The 20,054-nt window shown below is 69.6% G+C and carries 22 protein-coding genes; 10 read left to right on the forward strand and 12 right to left on the reverse strand.

Annotated features, from left to right (window positions below; genetic code table 11):
- The coding region (locus ACWCOV_RS39240; RefSeq protein ID WP_449834462.1) for a hypothetical protein at window positions 1–1,141 on the forward strand (1,141 nt) is incomplete at its 5' end.
- A 50-nt stretch (window positions 1,142–1,191) separates the two neighbouring features.
- On the opposite strand, the gene ACWCOV_RS39245 is transcribed toward ACWCOV_RS39240, so the two are convergent.
- From ACWCOV_RS39245 to ACWCOV_RS39255, 3 genes are read right to left on the reverse strand one after another with little or no spacing between them, the layout of a single operon-like run.
- The gene (locus tag ACWCOV_RS39245; RefSeq protein ID WP_449834463.1) at window positions 1,192–2,448 is read right to left on the reverse strand and encodes an AI-2E family transporter; all 1,257 of its coding nucleotides are present in this window, start codon (window positions 2,446–2,448) and stop codon (window positions 1,192–1,194) included.
- A gap of 31 nt (window positions 2,449–2,479) precedes the next feature.
- Window positions 2,480–3,841, reverse strand: coding sequence for a glutamate mutase L (locus ACWCOV_RS39250; RefSeq protein ID WP_449834464.1), 1,362 nt, complete (start codon window positions 3,839–3,841; stop codon window positions 2,480–2,482).
- A gap of 3 nt (window positions 3,842–3,844) precedes the next feature.
- On the reverse strand, window positions 3,845–4,999 hold the full coding sequence (locus tag ACWCOV_RS39255; RefSeq protein WP_449834465.1) for a cystathionine gamma-synthase: 1,155 nt from the start codon (window positions 4,997–4,999) through the stop codon (window positions 3,845–3,847).
- Window positions 5,000–5,183: 184 nt separating this feature from the next.
- Between ACWCOV_RS39255 and ACWCOV_RS39260 the strand changes: the two genes are divergently transcribed.
- The 4 genes from ACWCOV_RS39260 to ACWCOV_RS39275 all read left to right on the forward strand — a co-directional run bounded on the left by ACWCOV_RS39260 (window position 5,184) and on the right by ACWCOV_RS39275 (window position 8,238).
- On the forward strand, window positions 5,184–5,765 hold the full coding sequence (locus tag ACWCOV_RS39260; protein WP_449834466.1) for a hypothetical protein: 582 nt from the start codon (window positions 5,184–5,186) through the stop codon (window positions 5,763–5,765).
- A gap of 8 nt (window positions 5,766–5,773) precedes the next feature.
- A complete protein-coding gene (locus ACWCOV_RS39265; protein ID WP_449834467.1) occupies window positions 5,774–7,237 on the forward strand; it encodes a hypothetical protein in 1,464 nt (487 codons plus the stop codon).
- A 199-nt stretch (window positions 7,238–7,436) separates the two neighbouring features.
- Entirely contained in the window at window positions 7,437–7,868 is a 432-nt protein-coding gene (locus ACWCOV_RS39270) for an SRPBCC domain-containing protein (protein ID WP_449834468.1), read from the forward strand.
- Window positions 7,858–8,238: an ArsR/SmtB family transcription factor gene (locus ACWCOV_RS39275; RefSeq protein ID WP_360534082.1), complete on the forward strand. Its 381-nt coding sequence runs from the start codon at window positions 7,858–7,860 to the stop codon at window positions 8,236–8,238. The genes ACWCOV_RS39270 and ACWCOV_RS39275 overlap by 11 nt, the downstream gene beginning before the upstream one ends.
- 3 nt (window positions 8,239–8,241) lie before the next feature.
- On the opposite strand, the gene ACWCOV_RS39280 is transcribed toward ACWCOV_RS39275, so the two are convergent.
- The 3 genes from ACWCOV_RS39280 to ACWCOV_RS39290 all read right to left on the reverse strand — a co-directional run bounded on the left by ACWCOV_RS39280 (window position 8,242) and on the right by ACWCOV_RS39290 (window position 10,498).
- A complete protein-coding gene (locus ACWCOV_RS39280; protein WP_449834469.1) occupies window positions 8,242–9,471 on the reverse strand; it encodes an endonuclease/exonuclease/phosphatase family protein in 1,230 nt (409 codons plus the stop codon).
- Between the two features lie 94 nt (window positions 9,472–9,565).
- Window positions 9,566–9,865, reverse strand: coding sequence for a DUF1905 domain-containing protein (locus ACWCOV_RS39285; RefSeq protein ID WP_449834470.1), 300 nt, complete (start codon window positions 9,863–9,865; stop codon window positions 9,566–9,568).
- 45 nt (window positions 9,866–9,910) lie between these two features.
- Complete coding sequence (locus ACWCOV_RS39290; RefSeq protein ID WP_360534091.1) at window positions 9,911–10,498, reverse strand: TetR/AcrR family transcriptional regulator; 588 nt, start codon at window positions 10,496–10,498, stop codon at window positions 9,911–9,913.
- 110 nt (window positions 10,499–10,608) lie between these two features.
- On the opposite strand from ACWCOV_RS39290, the gene ACWCOV_RS39295 reads away from it, so the two are divergent.
- Window positions 10,609–12,768, forward strand: a complete 2,160-nt coding sequence (locus ACWCOV_RS39295) for an MMPL family transporter (protein ID WP_449834471.1) — start codon at window positions 10,609–10,611, stop codon at window positions 12,766–12,768.
- Between the two features lie 72 nt (window positions 12,769–12,840).
- Here the strand turns inward: ACWCOV_RS39295 and yczE are convergent, their stop codons facing one another.
- Entirely contained in the window at window positions 12,841–13,500 is a 660-nt protein-coding gene (gene yczE, locus ACWCOV_RS39300; RefSeq protein ID WP_449834472.1) for a membrane protein YczE, read from the reverse strand.
- A 62-nt stretch (window positions 13,501–13,562) separates the two neighbouring features.
- Between yczE and yczR the strand changes: the two genes are divergently transcribed.
- Complete coding sequence (gene yczR / locus ACWCOV_RS39305) at window positions 13,563–15,002, forward strand: MocR-like transcription factor YczR (protein ID WP_449834473.1); 1,440 nt, start codon at window positions 13,563–13,565, stop codon at window positions 15,000–15,002.
- A gap of 128 nt (window positions 15,003–15,130) precedes the next feature.
- Entirely contained in the window at window positions 15,131–15,775 is a 645-nt protein-coding gene (msrA, locus tag ACWCOV_RS39310) for a peptide-methionine (S)-S-oxide reductase MsrA (protein ID WP_449834474.1), read from the forward strand.
- A 147-nt stretch (window positions 15,776–15,922) separates the two neighbouring features.
- Here the strand turns inward: msrA and bfr are convergent, their stop codons facing one another.
- On the reverse strand, window positions 15,923–16,411 hold the full coding sequence (bfr, locus tag ACWCOV_RS39315) for a bacterioferritin (RefSeq protein ID WP_449834475.1): 489 nt from the start codon (window positions 16,409–16,411) through the stop codon (window positions 15,923–15,925).
- Window positions 16,398–16,607 (reverse strand): (2Fe-2S)-binding protein, encoded by a 210-nt coding sequence (locus ACWCOV_RS39320; RefSeq protein ID WP_449834476.1) that lies wholly within the window; start codon window positions 16,605–16,607, stop codon window positions 16,398–16,400. Before ACWCOV_RS39320 ends, bfr begins: the two co-directional genes overlap by 14 nt.
- Before the next feature lie 185 nt (window positions 16,608–16,792).
- Here ACWCOV_RS39320 and ACWCOV_RS39325 point away from each other — a divergent pair, with 185 nt between their 5' ends.
- Window positions 16,793–17,152, forward strand: coding sequence for a YciI family protein (locus tag ACWCOV_RS39325; RefSeq protein ID WP_449834477.1), 360 nt, complete (start codon window positions 16,793–16,795; stop codon window positions 17,150–17,152).
- Between the two features lie 40 nt (window positions 17,153–17,192).
- Here the strand turns inward: ACWCOV_RS39325 and ACWCOV_RS39330 are convergent, their stop codons facing one another.
- Together ACWCOV_RS39330 and ACWCOV_RS39335 are read right to left on the reverse strand one after the other, a co-directional pair.
- Window positions 17,193–17,711: a GNAT family N-acetyltransferase gene (locus tag ACWCOV_RS39330; RefSeq protein WP_449834478.1), complete on the reverse strand. Its 519-nt coding sequence runs from the start codon at window positions 17,709–17,711 to the stop codon at window positions 17,193–17,195.
- Window positions 17,712–17,775: 64 nt separating this feature from the next.
- Entirely contained in the window at window positions 17,776–18,456 is a 681-nt protein-coding gene (locus tag ACWCOV_RS39335; RefSeq protein ID WP_449834479.1) for a winged helix-turn-helix transcriptional regulator, read from the reverse strand.
- A gap of 105 nt (window positions 18,457–18,561) precedes the next feature.
- Here ACWCOV_RS39335 and ACWCOV_RS39340 point away from each other — a divergent pair, with 105 nt between their 5' ends.
- Window positions 18,562–19,929 carry an FAD-binding oxidoreductase gene (locus tag ACWCOV_RS39340; protein WP_449834480.1) on the forward strand — a complete coding sequence of 456 codons (1,368 nt, stop codon included), beginning with the start codon at window positions 18,562–18,564 and terminating at the stop codon, window positions 19,927–19,929.
- Between the two features lies 1 nt (window position 19,930).
- Here the strand turns inward: ACWCOV_RS39340 and ACWCOV_RS39345 are convergent.
- Window positions 19,931–20,054, reverse strand: a 124-nt coding sequence (locus ACWCOV_RS39345) for a mycothiol transferase (RefSeq protein WP_449834481.1), incomplete at its 5' end; no start/stop codon positions are given.

A 20,054-nucleotide genomic window follows, 5' to 3' on the forward strand; every position in this document is an offset into this window, starting at 1 on the left:
CTCACACGCCCTGCGCGGCCTCACCGCCCGCTGGCTCGAGCTCGACGTCACCGAGCTGGCCCGCAGGGGTTTCTCGCCGGAGCAGGCGGACGTGTTCGTGCAGTTCGCGGAGCACCAGCGTGCGCTGTTCGCGGAGCAGCAAGCCCGGCTGGAAGCCCTGCAGCAGCAGATCGCCGCGCAGCAGGCCGGGCGTGGGCGTCGGGCGGCGCCGTTCGTCGCGACCGCAGCGGGAGCGGCCGCGGTCGCCTCGGACCAGGGCCAGTCCGTGATCGGCGATGTCGGCCGCTGGACCGGTGACCAGGCCGTCGCGTTCGGGCAGTACGCGAGCGAGCAGTACACCGCCGCCAAGGAGGGCCTGCAGGCGTTCGGCCAGGACGTGGCCCGCGAAGCCACCGAGCGGTACAACGCCGCGGTCGACGGCCTGCAGCAGTTCGGTCAGGACGTCTCCCGGGAGGCCACGGAGCGGTGGAACGCCGCCGTGGACGGCCTGCAGAGCGCCGCGGGCACCGTGTCCGGCTGGGCGGTCGAGACCTGGCACAACGTGGCCGACCCGGTGTCGAACGCCGCCCACTCGGTGGGAGCGTGGGCCGCGCAGTACGCCGACTCGGTGGCCGCGAATCCAGGGAACGCCGCCGCGACCGCCGCACTGGCAGCCGGCGCAGTCGTTGCCGCGACACCGCAACTGCGGCAAGGGGTCGCGCAGGCGGCCAACGCCGCCAGCCGGTGGGGCCGGGCGGCCTACCAGGCGACGACTGACGCCGTACGGAACGCACCGTCGCGGCTGGCGCAGCTGGGCCGGAACGCCATGGAGGGTGCGAAGAAGTTCTACGACCACGCTCGGACGGACCCGCGCGTGGACTACGCCCTGACCCGCCTGGGCATCCCGCCGCGGCAGGTCCACGAGGCGGCGACCGAGGCCGCCAACGGGGTCACTGCGCCCGAGTCGACGCTGCCCAAGGCCGCCGAGGTGCAGACCGGACTGGAGCAGAAGGCACTGGGGCAGGACGGATCCCAGGCGTCTGCCAGCCGCGCCGTGGTGGCCGCGGAGGCGACCGGCGCGAGTGCCGAGCAAGGCGAGGCCGCGACCCCGCAGGGCAAGGGACTCAACACGAAGGTGGAGCGCGGCGGCCAGGGCCGCTGACCCGAGCTCACGACAGCGCCGCCGGGGCTTCCCGGCGGCGCTGCGTCGTACTAGCCGTCGACGACCTCGGGGGACGGCTGTCTTCGCCGGGGTAGCTGGCGGCGGGGTGGCTCGGGGTCGACGTCGTTGCCGGCCAGATGGTTGACCACGGCGTTGATGACGGCAGCCGTCGGTACGGCGATCAGCGCGCCGACAATCCCGGCGACGACGACACCGGTCGCGATCGCCAGGATGATGGCCAGCGGGTGCACGGCGACCGCGCGGCCGAGCAGGAACGGCTGCAGGACGTGGGCCTCCAGTTGCTGTACGCCGATCACCACCCCCAGCATGATGATCGCGACGAGCGGGCCCTTGGCGACCAGCGCGACCAGGACCGCGACGCTGCCGCTGATCAGCGCGCCGATCACCGGGATGAACGCGCCGACGAAGACCAGGATCCCGATCGCGCTGACCAGCGGCAGACCGAGGATCGCCGCGCCCAGCGAGATTCCGATCGCGTCGACGGCCGCGACGATGACGGTCGCCCGGACGAACGCGGTCAGCGACACCCACGCCTTCCGGCCGGACGAGTCGGCCTTCTCCCGCGCCTGCCGCGGGAACAGCCGGACCAGCCAGGCCCAGATCTGGTCGCCCTGGTAGAGGAAGAAGAACAGGCAGAACAGCGCGATGAACAAGCCGGCGAACACGTGCGTCGCCGTCGTCCCGACCTCGGCCGCGCGCTGGCCGAGCGCGCCGCCGGACGTGATCTCGTCGCGGACCGAGTTGAACGCGTTGCTGATGTCCTGGTCGTCGAGGCCGAAGTTGAGCCGGAGCAGGTCCCGCAGCTTCTGCACACCTTCGCCGACCTGCGTCGAGAGGCTCTCGAACTGGCTGGCGATCTGCGTGCCGACCAGGGTGAGCAGGCCCGCCACCACGATGACGGTCGAGAGCACGGTGAGCCCGGCCGACGGGCCGCGCGGGATCTTCAACCGCTGCAGACCGTTCGTCACCGGCACCAGCAGCGCGGTGAGCAGCACGCCGACCGTCACCGGGACGACCACCTCGGACAGGTAGCGCATCCCGTACGCGATCACGAGCACCGCGGCCATGATCACCAGGAACCGCCAGGCCCAGGCCGACGCGATCTGCATCGCCGGCGTCACCCCAGTGTCCACCCGCCCGCCACTCGACGCGGCCAGGAGGTGATTGTCCGTGCTCGACGACTCCAGCACCTCGTTGTCCGCCAACGGACTCAGCTTGTCACTGCCGACCTCAGGAACATCCGCCTGGGTTACGCCGGCCTCGTGGTCCCGCCCCACCTCGCTCATCACACCTCCGCAGCTTGCCGTGCTGTTGAGACTAGTGCCCGGTGCGGACCGTTCTATGAATGCGAGCTGCGAGGCCCTGGGCGGCCTGCGGGTGGAGGTCGGCGAGCAGGCCGACGCCGGCCAGCACGTAGTCCTGGTCGACGGCGATCGCCGCACGCTCCGGGACCAGCCAGCCCTCGGCCTGCGCGTTCACCGCCACCGAGCCCAGGATCCGCTCGGCGACCTCCGGGCCGTTGTGCCGCAGCACTCCCCCGGATCCGACCAGCAGGTCCACCTCGCGCAGGTCCTTCCCGGACCGCTCGATCACCCGTCCGCCCGGCCCGAACACGATCCGCTGCCGGCCCGCGTGCCGTCGGATCGCGACCGTGGCCGCGATGCTCGCGAGCGTCTCGTCGTACGACGTCTCTGTCGGGGAGTCCGGCAGGTACGACGGGTCGTCGTGCCGGCGGATCGCGGCTGCCTGGAGGCCGTCGTCCTGGACGAGACCGGCTTCGACGCCGGCGGCTACGACGGGGACTGCGCTCCAGCGCATGCCGAGGTCGCCCTCGACGGTCCGGGTGACCGGGTGTGTCGCGACAACCTCACGTCCGAGGTTCGCGTCCTCCGGGTCGAGCTCGATCACCGAGTGCACGTCGGTGGTCGCGCCACCGATGTCCACGACCGCGACATCGCCATGCAACCCGGCCAGCACTTCGACTCCCCGCAGTACGACGTCCGGCGTGGCGGCTCGGACCATCTGCGCGAACTGTGGGTCCTTGGAGAGGTTCTTGCCGCCGATCACATGCTTCAGGAACATCTCGCGGATCGCCGCCCGCGCCCCGTCCGGCTCGAACACGCCGATCTCCGGCACGACGTTGCCGGCCAGGACGTGCGGCACGTCGGCGAGGATCCCGGCGACCTCCGCCTGGGCATCGATGTTGCCGGCGACAACGATCGGCCGGCGCCAGCGGTACTTCGCCAGCGTCTCGGCGGCCTTCAGCAGAACGGCCGAGTTGCCGCCGTCGGTGCCGCCCAGCAGGAGTACGACGTCCGGCCGGTCCTTGCGGAGTGCCTTGAGCGAGGTCGCGGTGAGCCCGCCGTTGACCACGGCAACCACCCGCCCGCCGCTGGACAACGCGACCCGGCGGCCGGCCTCCGCGGTGACGAGCTCCTCGTTGCCGACGACACCGATCCGGAGACCACCGCCGGCGCTGGAACACGCCAGCACCTCAGCCTTGGCGACCCCACGGTCGACGTCCTCGAGCACGGCCCGGCAGGCGTGCCAGCCGTCCATCACGTCGGTGCCGATCGTGGTGCGGTGCTCGGCCCGGGCGATCAGGTCGCCCGAGCCGGAGTCCACCGCGATCGCCTTCGTGAAGGTCGACCCGAAGTCGACCGCGACCAGAAGGCCCATCGCTCAGGACATCGCGCGGTCGAGGTCCTGGAGGAGGTCGTCGATCGTCTCGATGCCGACGCTCAGCCGGATCAGGTCGGCCGGCACCTCGAGCGGCGTACCGGCCACCGAGGCGTGCGTCATCTTGCCCGGGTGCTCGATCAGCGACTCCACGCCGCCGAGCGACTCGCCCAGCGTGAAGACCTCCGCCTTGTTGCAGATATCGATCGCCTGCTGCTCGCCGCCGGAGACGCGGAACGAGACGATGCCGCCGTACCGCTTCATCTGCTTGGCGGCGGTCTCGTGACCGGGGTGGCCGTCGATGCCCGGGTACAGCACCTGGGTGACGGACTTGTGCCGCTGCAGGAACTCGACGACCCGCTCGGCGTTGTCGCTGTGCCGGTCCATCCGGACGCCGAGGGTCTTGATCCCGCGCAGCACCAGCCAGGAGTCGAACGGGCCGGCGACCGCGCCGATCGCGTTCTGGTGGAAGGCGATCTTGTCGGCCAGCTCGGTGTCGCGGACGATCAGCGCGCCGCCGACGACGTCGGAGTGGCCGCCCATGTACTTCGTGGTCGAGTGCACGACCACGTCCGCGCCGAGCTCCAGCGGCTGCTGCAGGTACGGCGAGGCGAACGTGTTGTCGACGACCAGCAGGGCGCCCGCGTCGTGCGCGATCTGCGCCACGATGGCGATGTCGGCGACGTTCAGCAGCGGGTTGGTCGGGGTCTCCAGCCAGACCACCTTGGTCTTGCCCGGGCGGATCGCGGCGCGGATCGCCGCCGGGTGGGTGACCGCGGCCGGCGTCATCTCGACACCCCAGGCGCCGAGCACGCGGGCGAACAGGCGGAAGGTGCCGCCGTACGCGTCGTCGGGGAACACCACGTGGTCACCCGGCACGCACAGCGAGCGGATCAGGGTGTCCTCGGCGGCGAGACCGCTGGCGAACGCGAACCCGCGGTTGCCGCCTTCGATCGCGGCCAGACACTCCTCGAGCGCGGTCCGGGTCGGGTTCGCCGACCGGGAGTACTCGTAGCCGTTGCGCAGCCCGCCGACGCCGTCCTGCTTGAAGGTGCTGGTCGCGTAGATCGGCGGCACCACCGAACCGGTGGTGGGGTCGGGCTCGTTCCCGGCGTGGATGGCGAGCGTCTCGAAGCCGTAGTGGTGTTTCTTGTTCACCGGACCAGCGTACGGCCTGGTCTGGTGATGCTCGCGCCCGCCGTCCGCAGCTGAGACGAAGCGATGGATCCAGGTTGTCCACAGCCGCGTCGAACCCGCTGGCAACTGACCCGTGCCGGGCTCTACCGTTGCGGTCAGTGATTGCCCTGGTCAACACATGGAACGGGAAGGACGACCGCGCCGGATGAAGACACAAGCCAGGCCGCTCGACCAGGACGACCTGGCGATGGCCGACCTCGCCGAGATTCGGGACTGGACCGTGATCGCCGGTCCGGACAACGACGACTCCGGCCCGCAGGTCGTCCGCGCGCTCGTCAACCGGGTGATGAGGCACACAACCTGGCAGCCGTGGCCGCTCCAGCCCGGTGAGGTGATCGCCGACGAGATGGTCTCCTGGGGCTTCACCACGCCTCGGGGGACGACGATGATCGTGTTCGACGGCCTGGTGTTCTCCGACTGCCCGGACAGCGGCTGGTCGGGGTACGAGATCGGCCCGGACGACATCGCCGCGGCCGAGGCCGGCCTGGACGCGCACTGGCCGGAGCACCTCGCGCTCGCGACCCGGCACTGGGGTCCGCCGGACTACGTCGGCTCCGACAACAGCCCGACCTTCGCCGACGAGTGGGAGCCCGGCGCCGGCGCGGGCCGGCGGCACCTTGCGGTGTGGCTGCGGCCGGGGGCGCAGTTGCACCTGTACAGCAACAAGCCCAGCAAGGACCCGCTGACGACGTCGGTCGGGGTCAACTACGCGGTCTACATCGACTAGGAGAGCCGATGACCACGCCTGCCCCTGAGTCCCGGCTCCGTCGTACGTCGAACAACATCTCCCGCTGGCGCGACACCCGGCGCGGCACCAAGCAGATGAAGGCCGGGCTCGCGCTGGCCGCCAACACGGCCGCGCGGACGAACCCTGCCCTCCGTGAGCAGATCGGTCGCGCGCGGCTGACGCAGTCGCAGCTGCAGGAGCTGGTCGAGAGCCACTACGCGGCGTCCTTCGGCAGCCAGCAGGGCCAGGACCGGTCCGCGGCGATCCAGCAGACCATCTCCGACCGCATCCAATCCGCGGGACCGGGGCGGCGGAACCGGATTTCGCGTTGGTTCGACCGGCGCCGCGGCACGAAGGCGCTGACGGGCGCTCTCACGCAGGCGGCGAAGGACGTCAAGAACATGGACGGCAACGTCCGTCAGCAGGCCGGTCAACGCCGCTTCACCGCTGCGGACCTGTCGGACATGGCGATGGATCGCATCCGAGAAGTCATCCGCCCCGAAGGCATACCCGGTGCGGCTCCACCCGGCCAACAGCAGCAACAACCACAAGCTCAGCAGCAGCCCGACCTCGACCCGCTGCAGCAGGCCCAGCAACAGGTCGAGATCGCCCGCCTGCAACACGAACAAACCCGCCTCCAAATGGAGTCCCTGCAGATGCAGGTCGCCATCCAGTCCCTCCAAACCCAACTAGCCAACCAAGCCACCCACACCCAACAGCCCCAGGCCCAACAGCCCCAAGCGCAACAGCCGCAGGCGCAGCAACCCCAAGCGCAACAGCCCCAAGCGCAGCAGCCCCAGGCCCAGCAACCCCAGGCCCAGCAACCCCAGGCCCAGCAACCCCAGGCTCAACAGCCCCAGGCTCAACAGCCCCAGGCTCAACAGCCCCAGGCTCAGCAACCCCAAGGGCAGCAGCCTCAGGCTCAGCAACCCCAGGGGCAGCAGCCGCAGGGGCAGCAGCCGGTGGTGGCTGCTGGGCAGGGGGTTGATGGGCAGGCTCCGGGACCTGGCTCGCGGGAAGCGTGGGTGGATCGCGGCTTCGGGAACGCCGTCAACCAGCCCGTCCCGATCCAGCAGCCGGCGGCACAACAGACCGACCCACAGCTGGCCACCGACGGACTCCACAACGACCCGGCGCAAGGCCCACCCACGCAACTGGTGCGCAACCTCTCCGAGACGAGCGAACAGCAGCAGCCTGCCCCTTCACAGCAGGCAGCCACCACGGAAGAGGCCGCCGCAGCCAACCAGAACTGGCAGGCCCCCGCCGAGTTCCAGACCTCCGGCATGTCCCCCCAGAACCAGGCCGACCTCAAGAGCGACACGTCCCGGGCAGCTCACGCAGCCTGGACAGGCCAGGCCCCACCCAGCGTCTCCACCGAAGGCCGCACAACCGACGCCGGCGAACGCCCCACCGGCAACGAACACCACCGCACCCAATCCCAATCCCCCCGCAAACCCACCCAGGAACGCTGACCTCCTGCACCAAGACCGTCAGCACTCACGCCACCCAGCAACATCCCCGGACACCCGCGGCGCCCCGCCCCCGGCAGCGTCCGCTGTCCCCTCGTTCCTCCGGTTCACCTTCTCGAGGGTGTTGGTGTGCGACACTTGACGCAACCTCGGGGTTGCTATAGTTTTATGGCAACTCACTGGTTGCTACTTGGAGGTTGTGATGGGGTTTCCGGATCGGATTGAGCGGACTGTGGAGATTGGGCACCCGCCGGCGAAGGTGTGGGCGGCTTTGACCACGGCTGAGGGGCTGGGGACGTGGTTCGGGCACCAGGCGACGATCGACCTGCGGCCGGGTGGGACCGCGCAGATGTCGTGGACCAGCGGCGACCAGGCCGAGATGCGGATCGAGCGGGTCGAGGAACCGACCACGTTCGGCTTCACCTGGCACATCTACGGGCTGCCGGCGGAGGACCCGCGCCGTACGTATGTCGAGTTCACCCTCGAGCCCGTCGGCGCCGGCACCCGGCTGACCGTGGTCGAGACCGGCTTCGCCCAACTCCCGGAGGACGAGTACCGCAAGGCGTTCGAGGCCAACACCCAGGGGTGGACGTCCGAGATCGACGAACTGATCGAATACCTCGATGCAGCCTGACAGTCAGCACCCCGAGCCGACCCCTCCGTCCGGCGGCCTGAGCCGCGCCGACATGGAGGGGGTGGCCGAGCAGGTGTTCGTGGCGCTGGGCGACCCGAGCCGGCGCAGCATCCTGGCAGCGCTGGCCTCGGGTGGGCCGGCGACGGCCACGGATCTGGCGAATCGCCTGCCGATCACCCGGCAGGCGATCGCCAAGCATCTGACGTTGCTGTCCGACGCCGGCCTGGTGATCGCGGAGCACGGTGAGCGCAGGCGGGTGCGGTTCCGCCTGCACTCGGCGCCGATGCAGGTCGCCCAGCAGTTCCTGGCCGCGATGGCCCGCGACTGGGACTCCCGCCTCGACGCGCTCAAGGATCACCTCGAGCGCTGACCGTCAGTGGTGACCGGGGATCCGGGTGTCGACCCAGACGAGCCGGTGGTCGCTGGTCGGGAACGGGAAGACCCCGGTCAGCCGGAACAGCGGATCCGCCTGCACCGGCCAGAACACGCCCGCGCCCACCGGCCGCAACTGCCGCGACGGCAGCACGTAGTCCGCCCGCAGGTTCCCCGGCGCCGGGTTGTCGTTGAAGTCGGCAGTGTCGTACTTCGGGTCGCCCTCGTGCGCCGCGTTCGCCCCACCCTGCAGTACGGCGGCCTCCGCCGCGCCCGCCGAGGCCGGCAGCGGGTCGATGATCCGCGGGTGGTCGATCAGCTGCTGGATCGACCCCGGCACCGAGTCGCCGTCGACCGGGTCGCTGTTCTGGTCGCCCGCGATGACGAACGCGCTGCCCGGCTTCAGCCCGCCGTACCGGCCGTTGTCGTCGTAGATGTACGACGAGCGCTTGCCAGGCTGCACGTAGTCGGCCCAGAACCGGATCTCGTCGTGGTTCCGCCGGCCGTTGCGATCCTCGGCGCCGTCGAAGGTCGGCGGGGTCGGGTGTGAGACGAGGAAGTGCACGGTGCGCTTGCCGATCTTGATCGGCAGGTCCCAGTGCGACTTGCTGGACAGCCGGAAGACGTTGAGCTCCGCGGGCGAGTACCAGTCGGCCGGCGCTGTCGTCGCCGGGTCGTCCGGCAGCAACGCGCCCGGCATGTCCTTCCACCTGAACAGCTGGAAGGTCCGCACGTGCCGGGTGTCGATCGGGTAGCGCGAGTACACGACCATGCCGAACTGGCCCTCGAACGCGCCGAACCCGAACGCGTCGTCGCCACCCGCGATCTGCCCGTCGTTGTTCAGGTCGAACCCGCTGGGGATCCCGGTGTTCGACGGCGCGACGTACACGTACGGGTAGCTGATCGGCTGCGCGCCGCTCTGCCCGACCGCGAGGTAGTTGGCCCGGAACAGGTTCGCCGCCTGCTGGTTCGGCACGAAGTCGAACTCGTTGATCAGCAGTACGTCGGGCCGCGTCCGCTGGATCACCTCGGCAACCGCCTTGGCCTGCGCGTTGTTCCCGGTGCTGAGGTCGGCCACCAGCTGGCCGGCCGCAGCCCGGTTCAGGCTCGCGTTGTACGTCGCGAACCGCACCGACTCATGTCCGCCGCCGGCATCCGCCGGCACGACTCCCGCCGTACCAGCGCCAAGAAGCACCCCAACCGCAACCAGCAACCTGCTCGTCCTGCGCATGACACCCCTCCGCTCAGACTGAATGCCCAAACGCTAACCACCGCAGCGTCGGCCCCACCTGAACGCCAAGTGAACTCTCCCGAGCCGTCGGCCGCTACAACTCAGCCAGCTTCAACCTGGTTTCCACGTCGGCGCCGGGGGTCAGATGCTCCGCTGTGCGCACGGGCTTCTTGACCGGCAGCAGGTACGTGCCGGACTTGCTGTCCGGGAAGACCGAGGTCTGCCAGGTGGTGGAGCCGATGGTCGCGATCACCCGGACCGACCCGAAGCCGTGCCGGGTCGCAGCCGTCAGGTGGGCGATGTCGTCGCTGACCTCCGGCGGCACCGAGATGAAGTGCCAGCCGCTCTCCCCCGGATACTGCCACAGCGGCGCCGAGAACTGGAAGCTGCTCACTGACCGACCGTAACGCCGCCCACCGACAACCCGGACGGCCGATCGCTAGGCCGGGGTGCCGCGGCGGGCGAGGATGGCGGTGGCGGCGTCGATCAGGACGGCACGGATCTCGGCGTCGGTGACGCCGAGGTCGAGCTCGACGGACATGGCGGCGCCGACGGTCTCGACGGCCGCGGCGGCGCGGAGGCGGTCGGCGGGCGTCGGATCCGGGCCGGCCAGCCACAGCTGGAAGCGCCGGCTCTGCGCGATCAGCTTGTCCAGATCGTCCCCGAACGCGGCCAGTACGGCGGCGATGTCACGCAGCAGCGTGGGTCCGGTCGAGCGGTGCGCGATCACGACGTCGACGTACGCGCCGAGCAGCTCGCGCTCGGACTCGGGCGACCACGGCACCTCCTCGACCAGGCTCAGCACCCTGGAGATGTCGTCCAAGAACGTCCCGACGATGGCCCGGAGCAGCTCCTGCTTGGACGAGTAGTGGTAGTACAGCGACGCCTTGGTGATGCCGACCTGCTCGGCGATCTCGCGCAGGCTGGTCTTCTCGTAGCCCTGGGTCGAGAACAGCTGCACCGCCGCCTGATGGATCTCGGTCTTGGTGTCCCGCACCCGCTCGCGGGGATTCGTCGCGTGCTGCACGTGACCACCCTCTCACTGATCTTCGGGCCGGGCAGCTTCACGTACCTACCGACCGGCAGGTAGTCTACCAACCGACCGGCAGGTAGACAGACCCTCAGGAGGGGTTCGGGGTGTTCACCAAACTCGGACGATTCGTCGTCCACAACCCGTGGAAGGTGATCGCCGCCTGGGTGATCGCGGCTGTGGCCGTGGTCGCCTTCGCGCCGACGCTCGCCGACGTGACGAACAAGGACCAGGCGGCCTTCCTGCCTGACAAGTACGAGTCGGTGCAGGCGCAGAAGCTGGCCGCGGACGCCTTCGGGCAGACCAACGACGCGACCGCGAGCATCGTGATCAAGCGCGGCGCGGGCGGTGAGCTGACCGCGACCGACCAGGCCAAGGTGACCGAGCTCGCGAGCAGGATCACCGCGGCGAAGATCGACCGGGTCACCGGCGCGATCACCGGCCCGCAGGCGGTCTCGCCGAACAAGCAGGTCCAGATCGTCAGTGTCGGCCTCAAGGGCCTGCCGGACGACCAGGCCGTGCTGGACGCGGTCCAGAAGGTCCGCGACGTGACCGGCTCCACGCTGACCGGCAGCGACCTCGAGTACGGCGTGACCGGCGACGCGGCGTTGTTCCTCGACAACCAGGACGCCTTCGAGAACGCGTTCGTCGTGGTCGGCATCGCGACCGTCGTACTGATCATCGGCCTGCTGCTGCTCATCTACCGCAGCCCGGTCGCAGCGTTCCTGCCGATCCTCACGGTCGGCCTGGTCGCCTCGATCGCGCCCGGTCTGATCGCGCTGGCCGCCAAGGCCTTCGACCTGCAGGTGACGCAGGACCTGCAGACCATCCTGACCGTCGTGCTGTACGGCGTCGGGACGGACTACATCCTGTTCCTGCTGTTCCGCTACCGGGAGCGCCTCCGTGCCGGCGAGCCGTCGAAGGAGGCCCTGGTCAACGCGACCGCGCGGGTCGCCGAGGTGATCGTGTCGGCCGCGGGCGCGATCATCGTCGCGTTCAGCGCCCTCCTGCTGGCCGTGTTCGGCGGGTTCAAGAGCCTCGGCCCGGGCCTGGCCATCGCGGTGGCGGTGATGGCCTTCGCCGCGATCACGCTGATCCCGGCGGTGGTCTCGCTGCTCGGCCCGAAGGTGTTCTGGCCGTCGAAGTCGTGGCAGAAGACGCCGAAGGGCGCGATGTTCAAGCGGTTCGGCCGGTTCACCGCCCGCCGTCCGGCCGTCGTGGCCGCGGTGTCCGGCGGCCTGATGGTCGCGCTCGCGCTCGGCGCGCTGGGGATGAAGGTCGACTACGACGCATTCAGCCAGCTGCCCGACGGCACCGAGTCGTCCCGCGCGATCAAGGACCTGCAGGCCGGGTTCCCGGCCGGCGCGCTCAACCCGACCACGGTCTACGTCCGCAGCACCGACGGTACGGCGCTCGACCCGGCCGAGCTCACGACGTACGCCGGGAAGCTCGCCAAGGTGGAAGGTGTCGGGGCCGTGCTCCCGGCCGGCGCGGACGGCAGCCTGGCGCTGCTCAACCAGGACAAGACGGTTGCCCAGATCAACGTCGTGCTGAGCGACCCGCCGTACGCGAGGTCGTCGCTCGACCTGGTCGACGGGAAGCTCCGGGACGTCGCGCACGCGGAGGCGCCGGACGGCACGACGACGCTGCTCGGCGGGGTCACCGCGAGCTACACCGACATCCGGGACGCGAACAGCCGGGACCTGTCCGTGATCTTCCCGGTCGCCGGCGGCCTGATCGCGATCATCCTGGCGCTGCTGCTGCGTTCGTTGCTGGCGCCGCTGGTGCTGATGATCGCGGTGGTGCTGAGCTTCTTCAGCTCGATCGGCGCGACCGTGCTGGTGTTCCAGGGCGCGGCCGGGCACGCGGGGGTGACGTTCTCGCTGCCGATCATGCTGTACCTGTTCGTCGTTGCCATCGGCACCGACTACAACATCCTGATGATCGCGCGGTTGCGGGAGGAGGCCGAGCAGGGCACGCCGCCACGGGAGGCCGCTGACCTGGCGATCGAGCACGGCGGTCCGTCGGTGGCAGCGGCCGGGCTGATCCTGGCCGGCACGTTCTCGTCGCTGATGCTGGCCGGGATGGCGCTGCTCACCGAGATGGGCTTCTCGGTCGCGGCCGGCATCGTGATCTCCGCGTTCCTGATGTCGATCTTCCTGGTCCCGAGCGTCACCGCGCTGCTCGGCCACAAGGCCTGGTGGCCGCGGCGGATCAAGCCGCGGGCCAACGCTGTGCAGGATCGTGAGCTGGAGCCGATCCGCTGACATCCACAGTCCGCAGGCTGAGGGGTCCTGCGAACAGCGGCTCCCGGACCAGGCGGTCCGGGAGCCGTTGTTTTACTGGGTTTTGAGCCTGACGGTGAAGATCGGCAGCAGGAAGTGGACCAGCGGGCCGATCGACAGCGCGTAGACCACGGTGCCGACGCCGACCACGCCGCCGAGCAGGAAGCCGACCGCGAGCACGGTCACCTCGATCGTGGTCCGGACCAGGCGGACGCTGAGGCCGGTACGCCGTACCAGGCCGGTCATCAGGCCGTCGCGCGGACCGGGACCGAACTGGGCGCCGATGTAGAGCGCGCCGGCGAGAGCGTTGACCACGACGCCCGCGAGCATGAAGACGATCTTCACCCAGAGCGCGTCCGGCCGGTCGACCGTGGCCAGCGTCAGGTCGGTCACCAGGCCGATCACGATCGCGTTGCTGATCGTGCCGAGACCCGGCCACTGCCGCAGCGGGATCCAGGCCAGCAGGACCACGAAGCTCATCGCGATCACGACGGCGCCGAAGCTGAGCGGCAGGTGCTTGGTGATGCCCGAGTGCAGCACGTCCCACGGGTCGAGGCCGAGGTTGCCCTGGATCATCAGGCCCATCGAGAAGCCGTACAGCGTCAGGCCGACGTACAGCTGGACCAGACGGCGGGGAAGGTGGCCTGCCTTCAGCTGCTGGATCGGGTTCAGCGCGGCGAGCTGGCGTGGCGGGGCATCGGAAGTGGCGGTCACATTCTTCAGTCTGCGAGCAAGTGGCCTGGTGTTCGATAGCCAATTGCGCAATAGTGGACTGCATGAAGGGGCAATATCTCCCGGCCAGCACGCTCTCCGGCCTGCTCGACGCCTGGGCCGACGGCAGTGGTCCGGCGTACCGGCTGCTGGCCGACCGGCTCCGGCTGCTGATCGCGGACGGGCGGATCATGCCCGGGTCCCGGCTGCCGAGTGAGCGTGAGCTGACGGACGCGCTCGGTGTCAGTCGTACGACGGTCGCGTCGGCGTACCGCGAGCTGCGTGACAGCGGGTACCTGATCTCGCGCCGCGGTTCGGGCAGCGTGACAGCGCTCCCGTCGAGGGTCGAGCCGGAGCTCGGCCGGCACCACGCTCCGGGGATCGACACGGACGGGCTGTACGACTTCACGTGCGCCGCGCCCAGCGCCGTACCGGGGATCAGTACGGCGGTCGCGTCGGCGGCCGCGGATCTGCCGGTGCACCTGGCGACGCCGGGGTATCACCCGCAGGGGTTGCCGGAGCTGCGGGCGGAGATCGCGGCGGCGTACGAGGAACGCGGGCTGCCGACGACCGCCGACCAGATCATCATCACCGGGGGAGCGCTGGCGGCGACGTCGATCGCGATCCGGGCGATCACGCAGATCGGCGACCGGGTGCTGACCGAGAGCCCGACCCACCCGAACTCGGTCGACGCGATCCGGCGCAGCGGGTGCCGGGTGGTGGCGGTGCCGATGAGTCCCGGCGGCTGGGACCTTCCTTTGCTGGAGGCAACGATCAGGCAGACCGCGCCGCGGGCCGCGTGGATGGTGGTCGACTTCCAGAACCCCACCGGGTGGTCGATGTCGGCGGCGGACCGGCAGCGGCTGGCGACCGCGTTCGCGCGGGCCCGGACGACGGCGATCGTGGACGAGACGTTGTTCGAGCTGTCCCTGGACGGTCAGGAGATGCCGCCGCCGTTCGCGTCGTACGACCCGGTCGGGGTGATCACGGTCGGGTCGGTGAGCAAGTCGTTCTGGGGCGGTCTGCGGATCGGGTGGATGCGCGTCCCGGAGCCGCTGATCGCGCGGGTTCTGGATGCGAAGGCGTCGATGGATTTGGGCGCTCCGGTGCTGGACCAACTGGTCGTCGCCGAGCTGCTGCGGCAGCGGTCGTCGATCCTGCCCGAACGCCGGGTCGACATCGCGCGACGGCGGGATGCGCTGGCTGCTGCCTTGACGTCGTACCTGCCGTCGTGGCGCTTCCAGGTGCCGGCGGGCGGGTTGTCGCTGTGGTGCGAGCTGCCGGAGCCGGTCGGGTCGTCGCTGGTCGGCGTGGCGCAACGAAACGGCGTACTCCTGGTCGCCGGCTCCCGCTTCTCCCCCGACGGCGGCCTCGAGTCCTTCATCCGCCTCCCCTTCACCCTGGACCCCGACGCCCTCCACGACGGCATCCGCCACCTGGCCGCCTCCTACACCAGCCTCACCACCACCTCCCCCACCCACCGAACCGCCGCCATGATCGCCTGACCTGCTCAACCATCTCCTCCGCGGGGAACCGCCGGAGGTGACGTTCGCGTGCCGTAATGGGTTGGGGGAAGGTTCGCTCGGGAGGGGGCGTTGGGAGACTATGAGAGTCATTCTGCGAGAGGCGTGAGATGTCGTTCTTCAAGCGCAACACAGCTCTGGTCGAGCCCGAGGCGGCACTGCCTGGCCGGCCTTCGCCCGGATTCGCCGTACCGGACGAGAACATCGTTCTCGGTACGCCGCAGACCGCCGCCGCGCCCGAGGGGTTCGAGGAGGTCTGGTTCGGCACCGGGTGTTTCTGGGGCACCGAGGAGATCTTCTGGCAGCAGCCCGGGGTCTACACGACCGCGGTCGGCTACGCGGGTGGGTACACGCCCCACCCGACGTACGAGGAGGTCTGCACCGGCGGCACCGGTCACACCGAGGCGGTCCGGATCGTCTACGACCCCACCAAGACCACCTTCACCGACCTGCTGAAGGTCTTCTGGGAGACCCACGACCCGACCCAGGGCATGCGCCAGGGCAACGACCTGGGCTCCCAGTACCGTTCGGCCGTCTACTACACCACCGACGCCCAGCGCGCCGAGGCCGAGCGCACCCGTGACCTCTACGCCCCGGTCATCAAGCCCCTCGGCTACGGCGACATCACCACCGAGATCGCCCCCGCCACCACGTTCTACTACGCCGAGCCCTACCACCAGCAGTACCTGCGCAAGAACCCCAACGGCTACCGCTGCCACAGCAACACCGGCGTACCGTTCCCGGCCGACAGCTGAACAGCTGACGCGAGGGTCGCACCTAGCGGCCCTCGCGGACGGAAGGCACGACCTAGTGGGTGGACCGCACCACTCGGTCGTCGGCAGGCATGCCGTGATGTTACGGCCGGGCCGCTTCTCCGGCGTCCGGCGTCGTGCAAGCGGGTCTCAGCCGGGGGATTGGCCGGGGTCGATTTGCTGGGCTAGGTACTGCTGGGCGCCGACGCGTTCGATGGCGTCGAGTTGGGTTTCGAACCAGTCGACGTGCTTCTCCTCGTCGCGGACCATCTCTTCGAAGACGGCGGCGGTGCCGTGGTCGCCGAGGTCGTGGCACTCCTGGGCGGACGCGTTGAACCGCGCCACCGCGGAGTGCTCACTCTCGAGCCCCAGCCGGAGCATCTCCTGGGGGTCCTCACCGACGGTCACGGCGCCGAGCTTCTGCAGGTTCGGGTGGCCGTCGAACAGCAGGATGCGGTTGATCAGCGCGTCGGCGTCCTTCATCTCGTCGATGGACAGGTCGTAGAAGACCTTGCCCAGCCGGCTGAAGCCCCAGTTGTCGAGCATCCTGGCTTCCAGGAAGTACCCGTTGATCACCGTCAGCTCGAGTGTCAGTGCCTCGTTGAGCAGTACGACGACTCGTGGGTTAACCGGTTGCACCTGCCACCTCCGTGAGCGAGGTTGCCGAGACCGACCTCCCATGCTCGCACAACAGTCGCTTCAACGAGAAGACGCAGCCGCCACAGTTCCGCCCTGCCCCGGTCGCCCCGCACACCTGCGCGACCGTACGAGCGCCGCGGTCGATGCTCTCGCGGACGTCGCGGTCGCTGACGACCTCGCAGTGGCAGACGATCATGAGGTGAGGCTACCCTAACCGCCCCGCGGCCAAGCATGGCGGTCTCACCGAGCGGGCGGGGAGGACTGCGTGGCGGCGGAGGTCGCCGGAGAATTCTGGTGGCACCCTGTCGGATTCGGGGTGGGGTGTTCGTTGCGGGGGTGAGCGGCGGTCGGAGGAGGCTGCCCGGGACAAGGAGCTATGCGATGACGCAGTACCTGATCTCGTTCGAAGACGGCGCGATGGACGTCAAGGAGGAGGACCTGCCGCAGGTGGCCGACGAGGCGCACGCGGTGGTCCAGGCGGCCAAGGACGCCGGGGTCTTCGTCTTCAGCGGTGGGGTGGACTACCGCCAGAAGCACGCGCTCGTGGACACCGACGGGGTAATCACCGACGGACCGTACCCGGAGAGCAAGGAGCTCATCGGCGGCATCTTCGTGATCGACGTACCCACTCTTGACGACGCACTGGAGTGGGCCGCGAAGGTCGCGGTCGCCTGCCGCTGCGCCCAGGACGTCCGCGAGTTCTTCCCGTTCCGCCGGACCGATCTGCGCCCATCACGTTGACACCGTGACCGAGCGCCAGAACTCCCCGGAGTCCTGGCGCTCAGGTGGTGGTTCCATCCGAGACGAGGGACTTGCTGAACATCAGGATGGCGTCGTCGTCGTTGCGGACCATTTCGCCCGGTGGGACCGGTTGGAGTTTGTAGAGGATGCCGCGGCCGTCGGGGATGTAGCCGCGGCGGACGTACATCCGTTGGGCCGTGCCGTAGTCGGCGTACAGGCCGACGCCGATCGCGACCGTGTCGGACCGCTCGGCGACGAGTGCCTCGGCCGCGTCCATCAGGCCGCTGCCGATCCCGCGCCGGCGGAACTTCGGCAGCACGTTGAAGTCCTGGATCTCGGGGATCCCGTCGAACGGCTGGTACGGCGACTCCCACCAGATGGTGACGTATCCGGCGTACTCCTCGTCGACCGTCGCCACCAGGACGTTCCGCAGCCCGGCACGCTGCTCGGCCAGGTACTTCTCGTACTGCGACACCGGATTGCTCCACCCGATCGCGCTCAACGCCCCCGAGATGACCTCCGGATCGCCGTCCCGCAACGCCCTGATCGCATAGCCCACGAAAGCCTCCAAGATCCGACCGCCCGCAGGCTAGCTCCCCCGACTACGACGGGTCACCCGGTTTTCACGCCGCGGGCATCTGCTTGACGTGGGCGAAGGCACTGCGGGCGTTCCAGGTCGGGAACGCTCGGACGAGCCAGGAGGGACCGTGCAGCTGGATGCGGCGGTCGCGCACGGCTTCGGCCCAACTGAGCCGGCCGGCGTGCCACTTGACGAAGGCTTCGGCCTCCGCCGTGACGTAAAGGTCCACATCGAGGCCCGGGTAGGTCTTGCAGATCTCCGTTTCACCGCGCTCGATCAGCAGCCAGTACCGTTCCGGACGCGGCCCGCCGGTGAAGTCGAAGCGGATCACGACGCGGCGGCCCGGGAGCCGGTCCCGGCGGAGCAGGTTGCACATCGACCACAGCGCCACGAACGGGTCCAGGTGCTCGGGGGCGATCTCGAGCCAGGCAGCACCCCACTCACCGAGCGACATGCAGACCTTGAAGAGGTCCTCGCCCGCGGGCGTGAGCTCGTAGTGGTGCCCGCGCCGGTCGGGCTTGAGCGCCGACCGGACGATGCCGAACCGTTCGAGCTGCTTGAGCCGCTGCGAGAGCAGCGTCCGTGAGAGCCCGGGCGCGCCCTCCAGAATCTCGCTGAAGTTTCCGCAGCCCAGGTGCAGGTTGCGGATGATCAGCGGCGTCCAGCGCTCGGCGAAGATCTCCGCGCCGCGTGCGATGGGGCAGTACTGGCCGTATGTCCTCACACCGTCAGTGTCTTGCCGCCCTCCGCGGGTGTGAAGTCCAGATTCTTGACTTCACCGCCGGCGTCAACGGCGATGCGATGGGTCTGTCGAGAGGGAGGTACGGCGATGGAGATCCAAGGTTTCGGAGGCCGGCTGATCACCGCTGGCCAGAGCGACTACGACACCGCCCGGGCGGTGTGGAACGGTGCCGTCGATCGGCGTCCGCGGCTGATCGCTCGCTGCGGCGGGACCGCCGACGTGGTCGCGGCAGTCCACTTCGCCCGCGACCACGACCTGGAGATCGCCGTACGCGGCGGAGGCCACAACGTCGCCGGTACGGCGGTGTGCGACGACGGGATCGTCATCGACCTCTCGGCCATGCGGTCCGTGTCGGTCGACCCGGCCGGTCGCACCGCCCGGATGCAGGGCGGCGGCCTGTGGAGCGACGTCGACCATGCAACGCAAGCCCATGGCCTGGCCACCACCGGCGGCATCGTGAGCCACACCGGTGTCGCCGGGCTCACCCTCGGCGGCGGCCTTGGCTGGCTGATGCGCAAGTACGGCCTCGCCGTCGACAACCTCCTGGCCGCTGAGGTGGTCAACGCCGACGGCAGCGTCGTTCAGGCGTCCACCGACGAGCACCCCGACCTGTTCTGGGCACTGCGCGGTGGGGGCGGCAACTTCGGCATCGTCACGTCGTTCGAGTTCGCGCTGCATCGCCTCGGCCCGGACATCCTCGCCGGTCCCGTGTTCTGGGCGGCCGAGGACACCGCCGACGTACTGCGCTTCTACCGCGACTTCGTGGCCGACGCACCGGACGAGCTCGGCAGCGTCATCCGGCTCGGCACGATCCCGCCGTGGTCAAGCGTTCCTGAGCACCTGCACTGGCGACCGGCCGTGGCTGTCGCGTGCTCCTACTCCGGCGCCGTGCACGACGGCGAGCGCGTGGTGCGGGACCTCCGTCGGTTCGGTCGGCCACTCGTGGATCTGATCGGACCCACGCCGTACGTCGCCCATCAGGCAGCCATCGACGACACCGTCCCGCACGGCTGGCACTACTACTGGAAGTCCACGAACCTCACCGGCCTCTCCGACGACACCATCTCCGTCGTCGCCGACCACGCCTACGCTGCCGGCTCGCCCCGGTCGTACGCCGCCATGTTCCACCTGGGTGGTGCCGTCGCCAGAGTCCCCGACGACGCCACTGCCTACGCAGGTCGCGGCGTGCCCCACAACATCGTCATCGAAGCGGTATGGCGCCCCGACGAAGCCGCTGAGCACGCGGTCGCCGAGACCGCCTGGGCACGGCGATTCCTCCAAGCCCTCCAGCCCCATCGAGCCGCCGGCGTCTACGTCAACTTCCTCGACGCCGACGACACCACCCGCACCCGAGAGGCGTACGGCGACCACACCTACCGCCGGCTCGCCGACATCAAGTCCAAGTACGACCCCGGCAACACCTTCCACCACAACAAGAACATCCGCCCCGCCTGATTCAGCCCATGGTTTTCTGGCCGTCGATGGATTCGCGGATGATGTCGGCGTGGCCGGCGTGCTGGGCGGTTTCGGCGGCGGCGACCGCGCGACCGAGTTCATCGTCAACCGGCTTCGGTTGCCCA

The organism is Kribbella sp. NPDC002412, from assembly GCF_053592935.1.

What these genes read in the sequence shown, in the direction of transcription:
- ACWCOV_RS39245 (WP_449834463.1), bottom strand. Translation starts at nt 2,448, where the DNA reads ATGAGCGAGGTGGGGCGGGACCACGAGGCCGGCGTAACCCAGGCGGAT.
- ACWCOV_RS39250 (WP_449834464.1), bottom strand. Translation starts at nt 3,841, where the DNA reads ATGGGCCTTCTGGTCGCGGTCGACTTCGGGTCGACCTTCACGAAGGCG.
- ACWCOV_RS39260 (WP_449834466.1), top strand. Translation starts at nt 5,184, where the DNA reads ATGAAGACACAAGCCAGGCCGCTCGACCAGGACGACCTGGCGATGGCC.
- ACWCOV_RS39265 (WP_449834467.1), top strand. Translation starts at nt 5,774, where the DNA reads ATGACCACGCCTGCCCCTGAGTCCCGGCTCCGTCGTACGTCGAACAAC.
- ACWCOV_RS39270 (WP_449834468.1), top strand. Translation starts at nt 7,437, where the DNA reads ATGGGGTTTCCGGATCGGATTGAGCGGACTGTGGAGATTGGGCACCCG.
- ACWCOV_RS39275 (WP_360534082.1), top strand. Translation starts at nt 7,858, where the DNA reads ATGCAGCCTGACAGTCAGCACCCCGAGCCGACCCCTCCGTCCGGCGGC.
- ACWCOV_RS39280 (WP_449834469.1), bottom strand. Translation starts at nt 9,471, where the DNA reads ATGCGCAGGACGAGCAGGTTGCTGGTTGCGGTTGGGGTGCTTCTTGGC.
- yczR (WP_449834473.1), top strand. Translation starts at nt 13,563, where the DNA reads ATGAAGGGGCAATATCTCCCGGCCAGCACGCTCTCCGGCCTGCTCGAC.
- msrA (WP_449834474.1), top strand. Translation starts at nt 15,131, where the DNA reads ATGTCGTTCTTCAAGCGCAACACAGCTCTGGTCGAGCCCGAGGCGGCA.
- ACWCOV_RS39320 (WP_449834476.1), bottom strand. Translation starts at nt 16,607, where the DNA reads ATGATCGTCTGCCACTGCGAGGTCGTCAGCGACCGCGACGTCCGCGAG.
- ACWCOV_RS39325 (WP_449834477.1), top strand. Translation starts at nt 16,793, where the DNA reads ATGACGCAGTACCTGATCTCGTTCGAAGACGGCGCGATGGACGTCAAG.
- ACWCOV_RS39340 (WP_449834480.1), top strand. Translation starts at nt 18,562, where the DNA reads ATGGAGATCCAAGGTTTCGGAGGCCGGCTGATCACCGCTGGCCAGAGC.